Source organism: Paenarthrobacter sp. AMU7, assembly GCF_041200195.1.
Taxonomy (GTDB): Bacteria; Actinomycetota; Actinomycetes; order Actinomycetales; family Micrococcaceae; genus Arthrobacter.
Map to the genome: position 1 here is coordinate 1,031,796 of NZ_CP165735.1, position 17,599 is coordinate 1,049,394.

At 63.4% G+C, this 17,599-nt stretch carries 11 protein-coding genes, 2 tRNA genes and 1 pseudogene; 8 read left to right on the plus strand and 6 right to left on the minus strand.

Features of this window, described 5'->3' with window-relative positions:
• Positions 1–38: 38 nt before the first annotated feature.
• Both ABQM86_RS04885 and ABQM86_RS04890 read right to left on the minus strand, forming a co-directional pair.
• Positions 39–126: transfer RNA gene (locus ABQM86_RS04885), tRNA-Ser, on the minus strand.
• A 153-nt stretch (positions 127–279) separates the two neighbouring features.
• Positions 280–2,511 carry a prolyl oligopeptidase family protein gene (locus tag ABQM86_RS04890; protein ID WP_369746055.1) on the minus strand — a complete coding sequence of 744 codons (2,232 nt, stop codon included), beginning with the start codon at positions 2,509–2,511 and terminating at the stop codon, positions 280–282.
• Between the two features lie 59 nt (positions 2,512–2,570).
• On the opposite strand from ABQM86_RS04890, the gene ABQM86_RS04895 reads away from it, so the two are divergent.
• Entirely contained in the window at positions 2,571–4,520 is a 1,950-nt protein-coding gene (locus ABQM86_RS04895; RefSeq protein WP_369746056.1) for an FAD/NAD(P)-binding protein, read from the plus strand.
• 118 nt (positions 4,521–4,638) lie between these two features.
• Here the strand turns inward: ABQM86_RS04895 and ABQM86_RS04900 are convergent, their stop codons facing one another.
• The 4 genes from ABQM86_RS04900 to ABQM86_RS04915 form a co-directional block, all read right to left on the minus strand.
• On the minus strand, positions 4,639–9,174 hold the full coding sequence (locus ABQM86_RS04900; RefSeq protein WP_369746057.1) for an ExeM/NucH family extracellular endonuclease: 4,536 nt from the start codon (positions 9,172–9,174) through the stop codon (positions 4,639–4,641).
• 182 nt (positions 9,175–9,356) lie between these two features.
• A complete protein-coding gene (locus ABQM86_RS04905; protein ID WP_207596342.1) occupies positions 9,357–9,848 on the minus strand; it encodes a septum formation family protein in 492 nt (163 codons plus the stop codon).
• A gap of 162 nt (positions 9,849–10,010) precedes the next feature.
• Complete coding sequence (locus ABQM86_RS04910) at positions 10,011–10,796, minus strand: VOC family protein (protein ID WP_280626813.1); 786 nt, start codon at positions 10,794–10,796, stop codon at positions 10,011–10,013.
• A gap of 201 nt (positions 10,797–10,997) precedes the next feature.
• Positions 10,998–11,088, minus strand: a tRNA-Ser gene (locus ABQM86_RS04915).
• A gap of 102 nt (positions 11,089–11,190) precedes the next feature.
• On the opposite strand from ABQM86_RS04915, the gene ABQM86_RS04920 reads away from it, so the two are divergent.
• The 7 genes and pseudogenes from ABQM86_RS04920 (at position 11,191) to ABQM86_RS04950 (ending at position 17,584) form a co-directional block, all read left to right on the plus strand.
• Complete coding sequence (locus ABQM86_RS04920) at positions 11,191–12,174, plus strand: NAD(P)H-quinone oxidoreductase (protein WP_207596345.1); 984 nt, start codon at positions 11,191–11,193, stop codon at positions 12,172–12,174.
• Positions 12,175–12,204: 30 nt separating this feature from the next.
• A complete protein-coding gene (locus ABQM86_RS04925; protein WP_207596346.1) occupies positions 12,205–12,747 on the plus strand; it encodes a PadR family transcriptional regulator in 543 nt (180 codons plus the stop codon).
• A gap of 201 nt (positions 12,748–12,948) precedes the next feature.
• Positions 12,949–15,229, plus strand: a pseudogene (locus tag ABQM86_RS04930) (carbon starvation CstA family protein).
• Positions 15,229–15,420: a YbdD/YjiX family protein gene (locus ABQM86_RS04935; RefSeq protein ID WP_207596348.1), complete on the plus strand. Its 192-nt coding sequence runs from the start codon at positions 15,229–15,231 to the stop codon at positions 15,418–15,420. The pseudogene ABQM86_RS04930 and the gene ABQM86_RS04935 overlap by 1 nt, the downstream one beginning before the upstream one ends.
• Positions 15,421–15,504: 84 nt before the next feature.
• Positions 15,505–16,158 (plus strand): bacterial proteasome activator family protein, encoded by a 654-nt coding sequence (locus tag ABQM86_RS04940; protein ID WP_369746058.1) that lies wholly within the window; start codon positions 15,505–15,507, stop codon positions 16,156–16,158.
• Positions 16,159–16,166: 8 nt separating this feature from the next.
• Positions 16,167–16,607 (plus strand): hypothetical protein, encoded by a 441-nt coding sequence (locus ABQM86_RS04945; RefSeq protein ID WP_207596350.1) that lies wholly within the window; start codon positions 16,167–16,169, stop codon positions 16,605–16,607.
• 137 nt (positions 16,608–16,744) lie between these two features.
• Positions 16,745–17,584: an aldo/keto reductase gene (locus tag ABQM86_RS04950; protein WP_369746059.1), complete on the plus strand. Its 840-nt coding sequence runs from the start codon at positions 16,745–16,747 to the stop codon at positions 17,582–17,584.
• The last annotated feature ends 15 nt before the right edge of the window (positions 17,585–17,599 follow it).

Consider the following 17,599-nt stretch of genomic DNA (forward strand, 5'->3'; position numbering starts at 1 on the left):
ACGCAAAAGGTCCCGGTTTGAAAACCGGGACCTGTTCGCGGAGACGGGGGGATTTGAACCCCCGGTGGAGTTGTGCCCCACACTTCATTAGCAGTGAAGCCCATTCGGCCGCTCTGGCACGTCTCCCTTTGCTATTGCTAGCCCACCAAGGATACGCAGAACGTGCCGTCGAGCGCAAAACGCGGCCATTCTCCTGCCCATTTCGCTGGTTCGCGGCGGGACGGGCCGTGCGAACGGCCTGGCAGGCAGCGAACCAGCGAATCGGACCTGACGGAGCGGCTAGTTGCTTCCGGCCAGCGAACGCCACAAGAAGTGGTTGCTCCGCGCCTGCAACGCCGCAGCCTGCCTGTTGTCCGAGGCACCGGCATGGCCACCTTCGAGGGCTTCGTGGAACCACACATTCGGGATGCCCATGGCCTGCATGCGTGCAGCCATCTTTCGGGCTTGGACGGGTCCCACCCGGTCATCCGAAGTGGCAGTCCAGATGAACGTCTCGGGGTAATCCACGCCGTCATGAAGGAGGTGGTACGGCGAGAAGGTGCGGATGAACTCCCACTGCGCGGGGACATCGGGGTCCCCGTATTCGGCAATCCACGAGTACCCGGCCGAGAGCTTGGTGTACCGGCGCATGTCCAGGAGCGGCACGCCGCAGGACACGGCACCGAACAGTTCGGGGTACTGGGTCAGCATGTTTCCCACCAGAAGCCCGCCGTTGGAGCCTCCGACGCAGCCCAGACGCGGACGGCTGGTAACGCCGCGGGAGATCAAGTCCCGGGCCACCGCAGCGAAGTCCTCGTAGGCACGGTGGCGGTTTTCCTGGAGGGCAGCGCGGTGCCATGAGGGCCCGTATTCGCCACCGCCCCGGATGTTGGCCACAACGTACACGCCGCCGCGCGAGTGCGTGCCGGTGCCGTCCTCGGAGGCAACGCCCACAGTTCGCCGCTCAAGCCATGCCCGGCCGATGGATCCGCTGTAGGCCGGGGTCCGCGAGATCTCGAACCCGCCGTAGCCGGAAAGCTGCGTGGGGTTCTGGCCATCAAGTACCAGATCCTTGGCCGCCACCTGGAAGTAGGGAACCTTCGTTCCATCGGCAGAGACAGCAAAGTGCTGTTGGACCTCGTACCCGGCTTCGTTGAAGAACGACGGCGACCGCTTCACTTCGGCATGCCGGCTCACCACGCCGCTGGACTGCCCGTCATCGCCGCGTGTCAGCGCTCCCCGGGTGAGAGTGGTGGGAGTGGTGAAGCCGGTAGCCACCAGCCAGAAGTCGTTGCCGGCTGCGCCCAGGTCTTCGTCGTCCACGGCATAGGCATTGACATCGTGCAGCGGCGGGCAGGCATCCAGGAGGGTGGATGCCCATGCACCCGCGGAGTCAACCGTGGAAGGGTCCAGCACCCGGATTTCCGAGGAGACGTCGCGCAGGAGGTTCAGCAGCAGGTAATCCTTGGTCCAGCTCCAGGACTGCAGCGAGGTTTGGGCATCCGGCGTAAACAGGACCAGCAGCGAACGGGACCCCGCCAGGTAGGAGTCGAAATCGGCCGCCAGCAGAGCTCCCGCCGGGTACACGGAGCCCTCAACCTCCCAGTCTTTCTGCGGACGGAACAGCAGCCAGTCGCGGTGGGCGCTGATGTTGACGTCGGTGGGAACGTCGATTGCCACCCACGAGTCCTCGCGCAGCAGCCAGGTGCTCCGGTTGTAGAAGTCGATGTAGTCCACGGCGAAGGTCCGCTCGTAGCCCGGGGTCGAATCGTGGGCCACCATGGCCAGCATGTGGTCCTCGGGAATCTCAAAGAGGCGCTCGGCCTGGGCCAGCGTCTGTCCGCGCCTCAGCTTCACGCCGGTCCTCGCATAGGAAGACGTCGTCGCAGGCAGTCCCTCCGCAGTGCTGGACACCAGCAGGGTGTCGGCATCGAGCCAGCTGACGTTTCCCTTGGCAGTGGGGAGGTCAAAGCCGCCTTCCACGAAGGTGCGGGATTCGACGTCGAACTCGCGGTGGCGGTCTGCGTCGCCTCCGTCGGGGGAGAGTGAGACCATGGCCAGGCGGTACTCGTCGCCATCGGCCGGCCGGAGGAAACCGGCGCCGTGGAAGACCCACTCCACACCTTCGGCGGCGGCAAGGGCATCGACGTTCAGCAGGACGTCCCACTCGGGCTCGTCGGTGAGGTAGCTTTCCCAGGTGGTGCGGCGCCAGAGGCCTTTGGGGTGTTCCTGGTCCTTCCAGAAGTTGTAGTAGTAGTCGCCCCGCTTGGAGACCATGGCGATGCGGTCTGTTGAGTCGAGGACCTCAAGGATGCCGGCTTCAACAGCTGCATATTCGGCATCCTCGAGCAATTCCTCGGTGCGGGCGTTTTGTTCGCGGACCCACGCCAGCTGTTCCTCGCCGTGGATGTCCTCGAGCCAGACGTTTTCATCCGTGGGCTCAGCCGCCACGTCCGCAGCATGGCGGGGCCCGGAGGTGGTGGCGGTGTCATTCTCGGGAAGTGGCGTCTGATCAGCTTCTGTGGTGGTCATCGCCCCATCCAAGCAACACTGTTCGACCGTAAGCAAGTCACAGGAAGTTAGGCTTGAGCGTGGCTAAATCGCAAACCATCCGTGTTGCCCTTATTGGGGCCGGCCCTCGGGGCACCAGCGTCCTTGAGCGGTTGCTTGCGAATTGGGCTGCCGGTAGCCCTCCGGGAACCACCCTGCACCTTGATGTGGTGGATCCTTTTCCGGCCGGATCGGGCCACGTGTGGCAGCCCGAGCAGTCGCGCTTGTATCTGATGAACACCCAGTCTTTCTATCCGACGCTCATCCCCGAAGACCCGATGCTGGCCCCGCCGCTGGCAGGTGGTTCCTTCGACCAGTGGCGTGAGGCCCGGCGTCGTGATGGTGCGGGACTGAACGATGCTGAGAAGGCCGAGTTGGCCACCCTCGAGTCGAACAATTTCCCCAGCCGCGCGCTGTACGGCAGGTACCTGCGCCAAACCTTGGCGGGATTGCTGGAACGGCTTCCCGACGGCGTCGAGGTCACCTTCCATGAGACCACCGCCGTGGCGGCACGCCCTTTTGTGAACAGCGCGGGGGACGGGTTCGACGTCGAACTCGCCAATGGCCTCACCCTCACCGTCGGCTCCGTGGTCCTCGCCCTGGGGCACATTGAGTCCCGGCTGAATCCGGAACAGCGCTCATTCAAGCGCGCCGCTGACGAACAGGGCCTGCTGTATTTTCCGCCCGCACCGCCGGCCGACGTGGACTGGCAATCCGTGCCGGATAACGAGCCCGTGCTGGTCCGGGGCATGGGATTGAACTTCTTTGACGTCATGGGCCAGCTGACGGAGGGGCGCGGGGGCAAGTTTGTTGACGCCGGTGCGCCGGGAGCCGGGGTATTGGAGTACAGGGCATCGGGGCGCGAACCGAAAATCATCGCCGCCTCCCGCCGTGGCACGCCGTACCGGGCCAAGGCCGGCCTGGATGCCTACTATCCGGGCAGCATCACCATGCGGTACCTGACCGAAGACGCAGTGGACCGGTTCCGTGCAGCGGGAATCCAACCTGGTTTTGACCATGATCTTTGGCCACTCCTGCACCGCGACGCCTTGTGGGCCTACTACTCAACGCTGGCCCGCTCCCAGCCGACGGCAATCAAGGACCCTGCGCAGTTCCTGGCTGATCTTGAGGATGCGCTCCAACCGCACGCGCACACCACCACGCACTGGGAAAGCAGCGTGGGCGACCTCGTGGAAAAGCATGTTGTGTCTTCCCGCCGGTTGAACCTCCGCGGACTGGCCGCTCCACTGGCAGGACGCACCTTTGCCTCTCGACGTGAGCTGGACGCAGCCATCACGGCCTACCTGGATGATGATGCGCGGCGATCGGCCCTCGGGGAGGCGGACCCCGTCAAGATGGCCATCGGTGCGCTCCACACCGGCCGGGCCATCCTCAAATCGGTGGTGGCAGACGGCGGCATCACGGACGAATCGTGGCTCTCAGGGTTGCGCGGCTGGTTCGAGTCCTTCGTCGAAGGGCTGGCCAGCGGAGCCCCTGCACTGCGCTCGGAGCAGCTGGCCGCTTTGGCGCGTGCCGGCGTCGTGAGTTTCGTGGGCCCCGACCCGAAGTTCAGCGTGGACCGGGCAGCCAAGGTGTTCCGGGCGGTTTCGCCGTGGGTGCACGATGCGCCGGCCGAAGCACCTACCTTGATCGAGGCGATGTCGCCGGCCAACAGGGTGGGAATGAACGTCTCCCCGCTGCTGGAGCAGCTGATGGCTGATGGCCTGGTGCGCACCAAGATCATGATGGGCGGCGAAGGCGCTCCTGTGCAGACCACGGGATTGGACGTTGAACCGCATCCATACAGGCCCCTGGCGGCGAATGGATCCGTCACAAGGAACCTGTACGTCTTGGGTCTTCAGCTCTCCGCGGTGCAGTGGGGCACGGCCATCGCTGCGGAAGCCCGGCCCCGGACCGGACCGGCCTACGCCAGCGGACAGCGGACCCTCAGGGATGCCGACGAGATTGCCCGCAGTATTCTGGCCCGCTGAGCCACGCACGGCTACGGATCGGTGTAGCGTTCGGCAAAGTCTTAGCGTTCAGCACAAAGGCAGGGCCCTCACGAAGGGTAAGTTCGTGAGGGCCCTGCCTTATGGCGTTACGGGTTTGCTAGCCCCGCAGGCACCTCTGGTACTCCAACCAGGCGAACGCGTACCGCAGCCACCCCACAATGTCGTACCACTTGGACGGCTTGGTGGGCGCGGTGCATTGCGGCGGGTTCGGGCCGCTCTCAGCAACCGTCACGAGCGTCTTCACCACGGTTCCGCTTTCGACGGCGGTGAGCACCAACGTGCCAGTGCCGGCCGCTGCCGAGGCGGGAACCTTGAGGTCCACCGTGGCTGCACCTGCTGTTACCGGTACGGATCCGAGCGTCACCGCTGCACCCTTGCTGTCAATAAAGACGGCATTGAGGGTGGCATTGGCGGGGCTGCCGATCGATGTCAGGTTCAGCTTTGAGACAGCCAGTGCGATGGGTTCGCCGGCCTTGACCCCGGCTGCGGTGGAGTTCACCACAGCGACGGAACGACGGGCAAAGTCCGGCGACACCGGCTTGTGCTCCTGCAGGTATTTGATCCAGGCATCCCGGTCCACCAGTCCGGTGTCCTTGGTGTTGCTGCCTTCCTTGAAGACCCGGAAGTTGTCACCACCGGTGGCCAGGAAGCTGAACGTGCCGATCCTGTACTGCTTCGCGGGATCGATGACGGCGCCGTTCACCCAGATGCCGGTGACGCGGTCGCCTGCGGGACGGGCGGCGTCGTAGGTGTAGTTGATGTTCTTGGACAGGCCAAGCTGCTGGTAGGGGCGGCTGGGCACGGTTCCGTCAGCGTTGGTCTGCCATTGCTGCTCCAGGAGCGTCTTGAACTGGGCACCTGTCAGGGACGTGGTCCACAGGTTGTTCACGAACGGCAGGACCGCGTTGGCCTCTGCGTAGGTGATGGTGCCATCCGGGGCGTAGTAGAGCTCGTTACGCAGGCCTCCGGGGTTCACGACGCCGATCTCCGCCGCACCCAGTTCGGGTGCCTTGAGTGTATCCACCAGGGAGTCTGCCACCAGGTTGCCCAGCGTGGATTCATTCGCGCGGTCGTCCCGCTTGGGGGCGCCTCCGGCAGGATCCGGGGTGAAGGCGGTGGTGATATCGGCGGTCACTGCACCAACGGGCTGGTTGCCGATTTCAGCAGCTTGGGCCAGCGCCTTGTCCACGATGGTCTTCACTGCAGCCACCCTCGGGTACGCAGCAACCAGGCTTTCGGCGGTCTCGGTGGTCCGATCCACGATTGCGGCCTTGTACGCCGTCACGGACTTGCTGGCGGTGTCCACAGTGAGCGTCACGCTGCCCACGTTCTCGCCGTAATTGCCGGTCTGCACGATGGGACGGGTCTTGCCGGTCGGCTGGCCGTTGGCGTCCAGTACCGGTGCGTCCCAGGCGTATTCCTTGTGGGTATGTCCGGTGAAGATGGCAGCGACGTCGGGAGTGGTTTCGTTGACCAGCTTGGCGAAGGGGCCGCCCGCGGCGACTTCCTGCTCCAGCGTGGCGCCCTCAGGAGTGCCGGACGCGGCGCCGTCGTGGCTTTCCACGATGATGAGGTCGGCCAGATCGTCGGCCTTGATCTTCGCGGCCACCCGGTTGATGGCCTCCACAGGATCCCCGAATTCGAGGTCCGAGATTCCGGCGGGAGTCACCAGTGAAGGAACTTCCTGGGTGACAGTGCCGATGACGGCCACCCGCATGCCGTTCATATCCAGCACCTTGTACTCCGGCAAGACCGGCGTGGTGGTGCCCTTTTGGTAGACGTTCGCACCGAGGTACGCGAACTTTGCGTTGGTACCTCCTGCGACGACGCGGTCGCGTAGGTCCTGCCAGCCGCCGTCGAACTCGTGGTTGCCCACAGCGGAAGCCTGCAGCTCCAAGGTGTTCAGGACGTCGATGGTGGGCTGGTCCTTCGCCACTGAAGAAGCGAAGAGGGAGGCGCCGATGTTGTCGCCCGCCGAGATGAAGGCCGTAGCCCCGGGGGCAGCTGCCGCGCGGAGCTTCTCCACCGTTCCGGCAAAGAGCACGGTGTTGGTGTCGATGCGGCCGTGGAAGTCGTTGATCCCCAGGAACTGCAGGTCAACGCTTGCGGGTGCCTCCGCGGTCAGGTCCAGGCCCACCACCACAGGATCGTGGTCGCTGGCCCGGAACTCGTCCGCGGCATAGTAGTTGGTCACATTGTTGTTATACCTGCTGTACTCCAGTGCGACGGACTCCACGGAATTGATGTTCCAGATGTCGGTTCCCGTGACGGCCTTGGCTGCGGCAGGTGAAGCCAGGATGTGGTCCAGGGAACCCACCATGCCCCCGAACAGGTATGAGTGCTTGCCGGTGCCCACCTCAAGATCGGCATAACCGGCGCCCGTGAGGACGTTGATGGGATCTTCCTTGGCATAGGCGTTGAAGTCACCGATCAGGAAGACCTTGTCCGTGCCCTTGGACGCCTGAAGATCCTTCGAGAAAGCGAGCAGCGATTCAGCCTGCTTGGTGCGGGCAATGTTCGAGGCACCCTGGCCCTTGTCGGTATCGTCCGGGGTAGCGGCCGAGCCCTTGGACTTGAAGTGGTTCACGATCGCGATGAACTTCTTGTCATCGGCACCGCCAACCGGTTTGAAGACCTGGGCCAGCGGCTTGCGTGCGCTGGCGAAAGCCACGGTGTCGTTGTGGATGATGGACTCGCCCACGGGCTCCGCCACGGCCTTTTTGTAGATGAACGCGGTGCGGATCATGTCTTCATCGCTCAGCGGGGGAGCGTTGGCGGGCGTCCGCACGTAGTCCCACACGCCAGGTGTCTTGACGTTGAGGGCCTCCACCAGCTTGGACAACGCGTAGTCGCGCTCCTTGCCGAACTGCGCGGAGTTCTCGATTTCCTCGAGGGATACGACGTCGGCGCCGGACTTGGTGATGGCCGCTACGATCTTGGCCTGCTGGCGCTCGAAGTTCTCCGCGTTGGCAGCACCGCGGGCGTTGCAGCCTTCCTTGACCGTGATGGGGTTGCCCTCGCGGTCGGTATAGAAGACGCAGCCGGCCAGCTGGTCACCGGTGGTGGGGAAGTAGTTGAGCACGTTGAAGGAAGCGAGCTTGAGGCTGCCTCCCACATCGGCAGGACCTTCCGGCCGGGTGGCGGTGAAGCTGGCCGGTTGGACCGAACCAGCATTGGCCGCGTTGAGTGCGGTGAGCGGCTGGAACTTCCAGGAGTTGTTGCCGTAGCCAAGGATGACGTCGGTCCGGAACTGTGCGGGCGAACCCACACGAACGGGATCCGAGGTTGTCAGGTACGGCAGTTGCTGGGCCTTGGTGGTGGCGTCCTTGAGGAAGTTGGTGGACGCACCGTCGTCGAGCTTGATGCCCCGCAGCGCGTTGTCCGCCACCACGGCAGCGTACTCCGGCGAGCCGTAAGCGGCCACGGCCGTGGGCTGCACCAAGGGCGAGGTCCCGGCCGCGAGGCCGATTTCGCCGTACTGGTTCAGGGAGTAGTTATCCGTGACCGTGAAATCGCCCTGGGGGGCTACGAGCATGCCTTCGAGGCTTTCCCTCGCGGCCTCATTCGCTGGCAAGGCAAACGGCGTGGACTTGACCTCGGGGGCCGCCTCAGCGAGCTTCTTCAACCCTGCAGCTTCAACCGTGAGCTGGGTCTGGTTGGCGAATTCGCTGACGACGCCTGTGAGTTCCAGGTAGTCGCCCTGCTGGACGGTTCCCGTGGTCGTGGGTGAGTAGACGAACAAAGCGTCCGACGCCGTCCTGGCCGCCCCGGCAGTATCGCCGCCGGTTCCGGGGGTCTGGACGTAGTAGCCGTTGAACCCGCCGGTGGCGTAGAGGGCGGTGACCTTGCCGCGCGTGGTCACGGTGCTGCCGACCAGGGGGCTCGCCGTACCCGTTCCCTGGATCTCGGCAATGGCCTTGACACCGGGCTCCGGCTCCGGATCCGTGGGAGGGGTTCCACCGCCGTTGGAGGCCGTGGGGGTAATGGTGGCGTTCAGGCTGAAGTCCGTGGCGTTGGAGTCCGTGTCCCCCCCGTTGGTGCGGTTCAGGCTCTTGACGTCCGAGTTGCCGGTGGGCGCAGTGGCCGCGGCGGTTTCGAACGTGTTGGAGGTGCCATAGCCCAGGAGGTCGGCAATGGCGGCGTTGCCGGTCACTGATCCAGCCGGGAGCGGGGACACAGCGGTGGACTGCTTGGCCAGGACCAGTGTTCCTGTGGTTCCGCTGGGGTTCAGCGTCCCGGTGGCTTGGACATCGGCCGTGGGAAGGGCCGGGGCGGTGGAGGCTCCGCTGTTGGTGGCTCCCTGGACCAGGAAGTAGCCCTTGGCAGGGATGGTGCCGGTCAGGGGGGTGATCCCCGTGGGTGCGGCGGTGGCTGTGCCTGAACGGTACTGCAACGACCAGCCTGCCAGGCTGACCGGGGAATCCGAGGAGTTGTAGAGCTCAACGAACTTGTTCTTGAACGCGGCGCCGGCACTGCCACCGCTGAGGTAAGCCTCGTTGATGACTACCGCCGATGAGCCGGCAGGGGCGGACGGATCATCCGCCGCCATGGCCGGAGCGGCCGTCAGCGGGGCGGCGAGCAACCCCACTGACAAGACCGTTCCTGCCAGTACTTTCCACTGTTGTTGGTGCATCCGCTCTAACTTTCATTAGGGGACCCTGTGGGGCCCTTTGGACGACGCCCACAATCTTGTGAAGTGGGCGTTGTTCCGGAAGTTACTCCGGGGTAAACCTATTGCTCGGGCATAGCAGAACACGATGGAATGAATGGGAGGTGGACCGGGGGTGGCCGCTGGGTTCCCTTGGCACTCGTGCGTTACCTGGCGGCACCCTTAAGGGTGCCGGTGGTGGCGGCTCCAGCCTCGCCACCGATCAGGCAGACGATCTCCCGGTCACCGTTTTTCCAGGAGTCGCTGGTGGGGTGGAGGAAGGTCACATCCAGCGCAGATTCCTCGAACGGCAGGCCAACAAACGTTGCGAACTGGGCACCGCAGTATTCTTCAGCCTGGGTGCCCACCTCAGTGTCGCCGGGGAACGCAGACGCGTCCATGTTGGTCAGCGCGTAGGCCTCAAGGTCGTGGCTCTGATCGCACGGAATGATGGTGACATCCATAACTTCCTGGCTGTCCGGATTGGCGATGCAGTCGCCCAACTTCACCTTGAAGGCATCGGCCTTGGACGATTCCGTAGGCTTTCCTGACTCATCCCGCTTGGCGTCGCCGCTGCTGATCAACGAACAGCCCGCCAGCGCAATCGATGCCATGCCCAGCACGGCAGCGGTCCTCAATCGTCGTGAAAAGTGGTGCATGTGGGTCCTCATTCCCCGCGGGACAGCAGGCAAGGGGCCTGCGATCGACAGTGAGGGACCTGACAAGGACCCACGCCGGCTGATCCCCCAACGCCGGCAATGAGTGGATCCGGCCGGCTGCCCTCGGTGGAGGGCGCCGGGCAGACCCGGTGCAGTGAAACCCTAGGCCGTTTGGCCCAGGTCCTGGATGACTTTGAAGACAGCTCCCGTGGGGTCCTGCAGCGTAGCCAAACGACCAAACGGTGTGTCCTCTGCAGGTTGTGTGATGGTGGCGCCCAAGGCTGTTGCTTGCTCCACTGTGGCGTCCGTGTCCTCCACTGCGAAGTACACGCTCCACATGGAGGGGACCTGTTCCGGAAGGAAACCGGAGGCATCCATGATGCCCGCCTTGGCGTCGTCTCCGGCGCCGAGGGTGGTGTACCGGAACTCCGGAGTATCGCTCATGACGTCCGTGTCCCAGCCAAAGACTTCCTGGTAGAAGGTGACCGCTGCCTCGTAATCCTTGGAAAGGAGTTCGTGCCACGCAGGAGCGCCGGCCTCAGCCGCCAGCTCGTAGCCCGTCATTTCCCCGAATTCCCAAGCTCCGATGGACGCGCCTGAGGCGTCACCGTACATGGCCATGGTGCCCTGCTCGGGAACTTCCATGGGTTCCAAATACACCTGACCCCCATGGGTGGCTGCTGCCTCGGTGGTTGCCTTGATGTCATCGGTACGAAGGTAAGTGGACCAGACATCCGGCATGGCACCCATGTCAGCCTGCTTCGCCATGATGCCCGCCACCATCCGGCCGTCCTTCAGCGCCGTGATGTAGCCGCCGTACTTTTCCTCATCCCCGGTCTCATACGTCCAGCCGAAAAGCGCGCTGTAGAACGTCTTCGCTTTCTCAGTATCGGACGTCATCAGATCAATCCAGCAGGGTGCGCCGGGAGTGATGTCAGGCTTAGGCATGGGTCAGGCTCCTGTTGTTATTCCGCGGCCAAAGCTACGGCATATGTCAGTGGTGTGGAGACAGAAAGAACACTATGCGGGGGGTCTGACAGTTTCAATGATCTAACGGGTGTCAGTTCTCAGTTGCGCGCTTGGCGGCCCTGCGGAACAACAATCAAACAAACAAAAATGCCCCGGGTCCTGGAACCCGGGGCATCTCATTGGCGGAAGGTAAGGGATTTGAACCCTTGGTACGGGGTTACCGCACACTGGTTTTCAAGACCAGCTCCTTAGGCCGCTCGGACAACCTTCCTCGCCTAGTAGTGTTTCATAGGGAGTTGGCTGTTCCAAAACATCACGTCCTCCAGCCCCTTCCCCGGGGGTTTGAGGACCAGCAAGAAACCGGGAGTTCGTCATGAAAGCCGTCTACATCTCAGAGCCAGGCGGGCCCGAAGTCCTCGAAATCCGCGAGGTCCCCGCACCGGTGCCAGGCGCCGGGGAGGTCCTGATCGACGTCGTGGCTGCCGGACTGAACCGTGCGGACGTCCAGCAGCGGCGCGGCTTCTACCCGCCACCGCCAGGCGCATCCGACATTCCCGGGCTTGAAGTCTCCGGACGCATCGCAGCCTTTGGTCCCGGCGTCACCAAGGCGTTCTCCGTGGGGGATAAAGTTGTTGCGCTGCTCTCCGGCGGAGGCTACGCCCAGCAGGTGGCCGTACCTGCGGAGCAGGTTTTGCGGATTCCCGAAGGTGTGGACCTCATTACCGCCGCGGCCCTGCCTGAAGTTGCTGCCACCGTCTATTCCAACCTCATCATGACAGCGCAGATGCAGCCCGGGGAGACAGTACTCATCCATGGCGCCACCGGCGGCATCGGCACCATGGCCATCCAGTTGGCCAAGGCCTGCGGTGCAACGGTAGCGACCACTGCCGGAACCGACGAGAAGGTGGGAACCGCCAAGGCCTTCCTGGGCGCCGACATCGCCATCAACTACACCGAAGAGGACTTCGCTGAAAGCCTCAAGGCGCAAAACGGGGGCAAAGGCGCGGACGTGATCCTCGACGTCGTGGGTGCCAAGTACCTCCAGCAGAACGTCGACGCGCTCGCCGAGTACGGCCGCCTGATCGTCATTGGCCTGCAGGGCGGGACCACCGCCGAGATCAACCTCGGCCAACTCCTCAGCAAACGGGCTGCCGTGATTGGTACGGCGCTTCGGCCGCGGTCCGTGGCCGAAAAAGGCATCATCATGTCCGCGGTCCGCGAGTCCGTATGGCCGATGCTCACCGACGGCAGGATCAGGCCGCTCGTGGCCAAATCCTTCCCACTGGAACATGTCCGGGAAGCCCATCAGTATTTCGACTCGGGCGAGCACGTGGGCAAGGTCCTGCTGCTCCTCTGATCGTTCCGTCCAACCGCTGCGAGGAGCCATATGTCCATCCGGCACAGTCTGCTGGCCCTGCTTCAGGACCAGCCCCGGTACGGCTACGAACTGCGCGTCGAATTCGAGGACCGGACCGGTGCCGCCTGGCCGTTGAACATCGGACAGGTTTACACCACCCTGGACCGCCTTGAGCGCGATGGCCTGGTCAGTAAAGACGGCGACGACGGCGGTGGCCACGTCATCTACAGCATCACTGACGCCGGTGCCGAGGAAGTCGAGGCGTGGTTTGGCGGCGCCGTGGACCGTGGCGCCCCGCCGCGGAACGAGATCGCCATCAAGCTTGCCCTTGCCGTGACGCTGCCCGGTGTGGATACCTCCGCGGTGATCCAATCCCAGCGTGAGGTGTCCGTCAGGGCGTTGCAGGAGCACACGCTGGCGAGGAAGGCAGTGTCCGCCAACCAACGTTCCGTGGACACCGCGGGGCTGCTGGTACTCGATTCCCTGATTTTCCAAGCCGAAGCCGAAGTGCGCTGGTTGGACCTGTGTGAAGCGCGCATGGTGCAGGCGCAGGCCAACGGGGGAGCCACCTAGTCTCCTCCGGTGCGGGAGCATGGTCATCCGCCGCAAGGCTGTGACCGTTCACCGCCGCGTTGTTCCACGTTGGCGCGTTCCCCCTTTACTTGTCTGTGACGGTTGTTACTGTGCTGGAAGGCACCCGGCGATGCGGCCCCCACCGCGAAGATCGCCACCAACGGCAGCACCCATCACTGCAGCAGTTCTCAAGGAGGAGATATGGGCAAGGTTTCTGACAAGGCCGGACTCACGGAAGGATTGGATCCTACGCTGCCTTCCCCGGCCGTGGATGACTCAGTCCGTGAGGCAGAAGAGCGTAGATGGACCCCGGCAAAGATCGGGCTGTGGGTGGCGATCTCGCTGCTGGGAGCGGTGGCATGGTTCATGCTGGCGCTGGTACGCGGCGAAACCGTGAACGCCATCTGGTTCGTTTTCGCTGCGGTATGCACCTATCTGATTGGCTACCGGTTCTATTCCAAGGTTATTGAGCGCTACTTGCTCAAGCCGGATGATCGCCGCGCCACTCCTGCCGAGTACAAGGCTGATGGCAAGGACTATGCAGGACTATGTCCGCACCGACCGGAATGTGCTGTTCGGCCACCACTTCGCCGCCATTGCCGGCGCGGGGCCGCTGGTGGGACCTGTCATCGCAGCCCAGATGGGCTATCTGCCAGGCACCATCTGGATCATCATCGGTGTCGTTCTTGCCGGTGCCGTGCAGGACTACCTGGTCATGTTCTTCTCCATGCGCCGCGGTGGCCGTTCCCTCGGCCAGATGGCACGTGAAGAACTTGGCGTCATTGGCGGCACGGCGGCCCTCGTGGCCACCCTGCTCATCATGATCATCATTGTGGCCATCCTTGCGCTCGTCGTGGTCAACGCCCTGGGCGAGAGTCCGTGGGGTGTCTTCTCTGTGGGGATGACCATCCCCATCGCACTGTTCATGGGCGTTTACCTGCGCTTCATCCGGCCAGGAAAGGTGATGGAAGTGTCCATCATCGGCTTCGTTTTACTGATGGCGGCCATCATCGGCGGCGGCGCAGTGGCCGGAACCGAATGGGGTGCAGCCTTCTTCCACCTCGACAAGGTCACCATTGCCTGGGGCATCATCATCTACGGCTTCATTGCTGCCATCCTGCCGGTGTGGCTGCTCCTGGCCCCTCGCGACTACCTCTCCACCTTCATGAAGATCGGCGTGATCGTGATGCTGGCTTTGGCCATCATTGTGGTTCGTCCGGAAATCACTGTCCCCGCGTTCAGCGAGTTCGCCAGCCGTGAGAACGGACCCGTTTTCTCCGGGGCGCTGTTCCCCTTCCTCTTTGTCACCATCGCCTGTGGCGCCCTGTCAGGATTCCACGCCCTTATTTCCTCCGGCACCACTCCCAAGCTGATCGAGAAAGAACGCCAGACGCGCTTCATCGGCTATGGCGGCATGCTCATGGAGTCCTTTGTGGCCATCATGGCCCTGGTAGCTGCGATTTCGATCGACCGCGGCATCTACTTCGCCATGAACGCACCCCTTGCCCTCACCGGAGGCACGGTGGAATCCGCAGCGCAGTGGGTGAACAGCCTCGGCCTGGCCAACGTGAACATCACCCCGGACGTGCTGGCCCAGACGGCCAAGGACGTGGGCGAGGAGAGCATCGTCTCCCGGTCCGGTGGTGCACCCACACTGGCCGTAGGCTTGGCGCACATCATGCAGCAGTTCATCGGTGGACCCGGCATGATGGCCTTCTGGTACCACTTCGCCATCATGTTTGAGGCGCTGTTCATCCTGACCGCAGTTGACGCCGGCACGCGTGTTGCCCGGTTCATGCTGCAGGATTCCATTGGCAACTTTGTTCCCAAGTTCAAGGAAGCCTCCTGGCGTCCCGGCGCTTGGCTATGCACCGCCATCATGGTGGGTGCATGGGGTGCAGTGCTCCTGATGGGTGTCACCGACCCCCTAGGCGGGATCAATACGCTCTTCCCGTTGTTCGGCATCGCCAACCAACTCCTTGCGGCCATCGCGCTGGCGGTGTGCCTGGCCATCACTGCCAAGCGTGGCGTCTTCAAGTGGCTGTGGATCGTGGCGGTCCCTCTGGCCTTTGCGGCAGTAGTGACGATTACTGCCAGCTTCCACAAGATCTTCTCGCCGGTTCCGGCAGTGGGCTACTTCGCCAACAACCAGGCCTTCTCCAAGGCCTTGGCGGACGGCAAGACGGAGTTCGGCACGGCAAAGACCGTTGCAGCCATGGAAGCGGTGGTCCGTAACACCATGATCCAGGGCGTCCTTTCGGTCATCTTCGTGACGTTGAGCATCATCGTGATTGTCGCCGCCCTGTTGGCGACCATCAGGGCAATCCGTGCAGGCGGCGGACAAGACCATGAGGACCCGGCCCTGCCATCCAAGGTGTATGCTCCGGCCGGACTGATCCCCACCTCAGCGGAGAAGGCCCTGCTGGCGGAGTGGAATGCCCTGCCTGCGGAGAAGCGCACGCAGAAGGCCGGGCATCACTGATGAATGCGGTGGCCAAAGGGCTTCGCGGGTTCGCCACCTACATGGGTTCGCTCATGGGTGCAGACGCCTACCGCAAGTATCTGGAACACTTCAATGCCAGCGGCCATACCGGTCCTGCCATGACGGAGCGTGAGTTTTGGCGGGACCGGATGGACCGGCAGGACAGCAATCCCCAGGGCCGCTGCTGCTGACGGAGAACCAAGTTTCGCTACGAACGAAGTCGGAATCGAGGAACTGGACGGGGGTTCGCGTGAACCCCATGAGAGTATGAACGAATGAGCGATCTGAACGACATTCAGCCCACGGATGAGGCTTCGGACGACACCCCCGTGGAGGGAACCATGCTGGAAGAGGGCCACAATAGGCCCAACGGACAGCAACCCGGCGGGGGAGAGTCCGGAAAGGATGCCAAGCCCAAGGGCGGCAATCTTCACGAACTTGTTGACGAACCGGCAAAGGTGATGCGGATCGGCACCATGATCCGCCAACTTTTGGAGGAAGTTAAAGCCGCGCCTCTGGACGACGCTGCACGTGGGCGCCTCGCCGAAATCCATGAGCGCTCCATCAAGGAACTCGAGGACGGTCTCGCACCTGAACTCATCGAGGAGCTGGAACGCATCAGCTTGCCTTTTCCCGACGAAAAGGCGCCCTCCGATGCGGAACTTCGCATCGCCCAGGCACAGCTGGTGGGGTGGTTGGAAGGCTTGTTCCACGGTATCCAGGCCGCCATCGCCGCACAGCAGGCCGCCAAGGAACATGCCGCCGCGCAGCTGCAACTTCGCCAGCTCCCGCCGGGAACTGTCATCGCGCCGGGCATCGTCATTGGCGAAAATGGCCAGCCGCAGCGTGCCGCAGCGCCGGGGGCTCCCGGTGCTGCTTCGCACGGCCGGCCGGAAGACCCCGACCACGGTCCGGGTCAGTACCTCTGAGTTCGCTCGTGGGTTTCTTTGGGGCCGTCCGCCAAGGACGGAAGGACGATCTGGAGCTCGGCAAGGGGTTGTGGCGACGCGCCCACGACCGTTTCCACCGCGGCCTGGACCGGTACCACCAAGTTCTTGAGGGCGTTGATGATGAGCAGCTGTACAACGAGCTTGTGCAGATCGCCAATGATCTTGCCGAGTTGTCTCCGCGCGTGAGGACCATTTGCGTCGAGGCGCAGAGACGCTCCCCAAGCGACGGCCTGGATGTTCCCGGGGCCCTGGCAGGGGTGCACCGTGCGTTGTCCAAGGCTGGAAATTCCCTGGCCACCACCGCGGAGGCGGCCGCGATGTTGAGGTTGGCCGTTGGCCCTGTTCCTGTGGGTGCACTCTCCGTGAGGCGGCGCTCGGAAGCCGTCTTTGAGCAGGTTGCCGATGCAGAGCGCCAGCTCGGAGCCTGAAGGGCCGGGAGAAAGATGTAAGGCGTGAGCAACTACAAGCGTGCGCCTTTATTCCTCCTGCACAAGAAGTTAAGCGCATAGCTGATCTCCGTAACATTCCGGGCTTTTCACAGGTTCGTGCTGGCAGTATGGCAATCATGACTTCGTCACCAACACTTACTTTCAACGACGGCAACACCATCCCCCAGCTCGGCTACGGGGTGTGGCAAGTTGAAGACGATGTAGCCGAAAAGGTGGTGCGCCAGGCTTTTGAAGCCGGCTTCCGCCACATCGATACCGCCAAGATCTACGGCAATGAGGCAGGTGTCGGCCGGGCCATCGCCTCCTCCGGCCTCTCCGCCGACGAAATCTTCATCACCACCAAGCTGTGGAACGCAGACCAGGGCTACGACTCCACGCTCGCAGCCTTCGAGGAGTCCATGGACCGACTCGGCCTGGAGACCCTGGATCTCTACCTGATTCACTGGCAGCAGCCCAAGCAGGAAAAGTACGTTGACACCTGGAAGGCGCTCATCGAGCTCAAGAAGCGTGGCCGCGTCAAGTCCATCGGTGTATCCAACTTCACCAAGGAAGGCCTGCAGCACATCATCGATGAAACCGGCGTTGTTCCGGCCATCAACCAGGTGGAACTGCACCCCTTCTTCAACCAGGCTGACCTTCGCGAATTCAACGCTTCCAAGGGCATCCTGACCCAGGCTTGGTCCCCACTGGGCCAGGGTGGCGAGCTCCTTCAAAGCGCCACAGTTGCTGAAATCGCCGCCAAGCACGATGCCACGCCCGCCCAGGTGGTCATCGCCTGGCACCTGGACATCGGCAATGTGGTCATTCCCAAGTCCGTCACCGAGTCCCGCATCCAAGAAAACTTCGCGGCGCTCAACGTCACGCTGGATGCCACCGACATCGAGGCCATCAACGGCCTCGACCGCGGTGCCGAAGGCCGCATCGGACCGGACCCGGCAGTCTCCGACTTCGCTTAAGTCCCAAGCCTGACC

Bases quoted from the DNA above. Each gene is read 5' to 3' on its own strand.
- ABQM86_RS04890 (WP_369746055.1), bottom strand. From the start codon at position 2,511: ATGACCACCACAGAAGCTGATCAGACGCCACTTCCCGAGAATGACACC.
- ABQM86_RS04900 (WP_369746057.1), bottom strand. From the start codon at position 9,174: ATGCACCAACAACAGTGGAAAGTACTGGCAGGAACGGTCTTGTCAGTG.
- ABQM86_RS04905 (WP_207596342.1), bottom strand. From the start codon at position 9,848: ATGCACCACTTTTCACGACGATTGAGGACCGCTGCCGTGCTGGGCATG.
- ABQM86_RS04910 (WP_280626813.1), bottom strand. From the start codon at position 10,796: ATGCCTAAGCCTGACATCACTCCCGGCGCACCCTGCTGGATTGATCTG.
- ABQM86_RS04920 (WP_207596345.1), top strand. From the start codon at position 11,191: ATGAAAGCCGTCTACATCTCAGAGCCAGGCGGGCCCGAAGTCCTCGAA.
- ABQM86_RS04925 (WP_207596346.1), top strand. From the start codon at position 12,205: ATGTCCATCCGGCACAGTCTGCTGGCCCTGCTTCAGGACCAGCCCCGG.
- ABQM86_RS04935 (WP_207596348.1), top strand. From the start codon at position 15,229: ATGAATGCGGTGGCCAAAGGGCTTCGCGGGTTCGCCACCTACATGGGT.
- ABQM86_RS04940 (WP_369746058.1), top strand. From the start codon at position 15,505: ATGAGCGATCTGAACGACATTCAGCCCACGGATGAGGCTTCGGACGAC.
- ABQM86_RS04950 (WP_369746059.1), top strand. From the start codon at position 16,745: ATGACTTCGTCACCAACACTTACTTTCAACGACGGCAACACCATCCCC.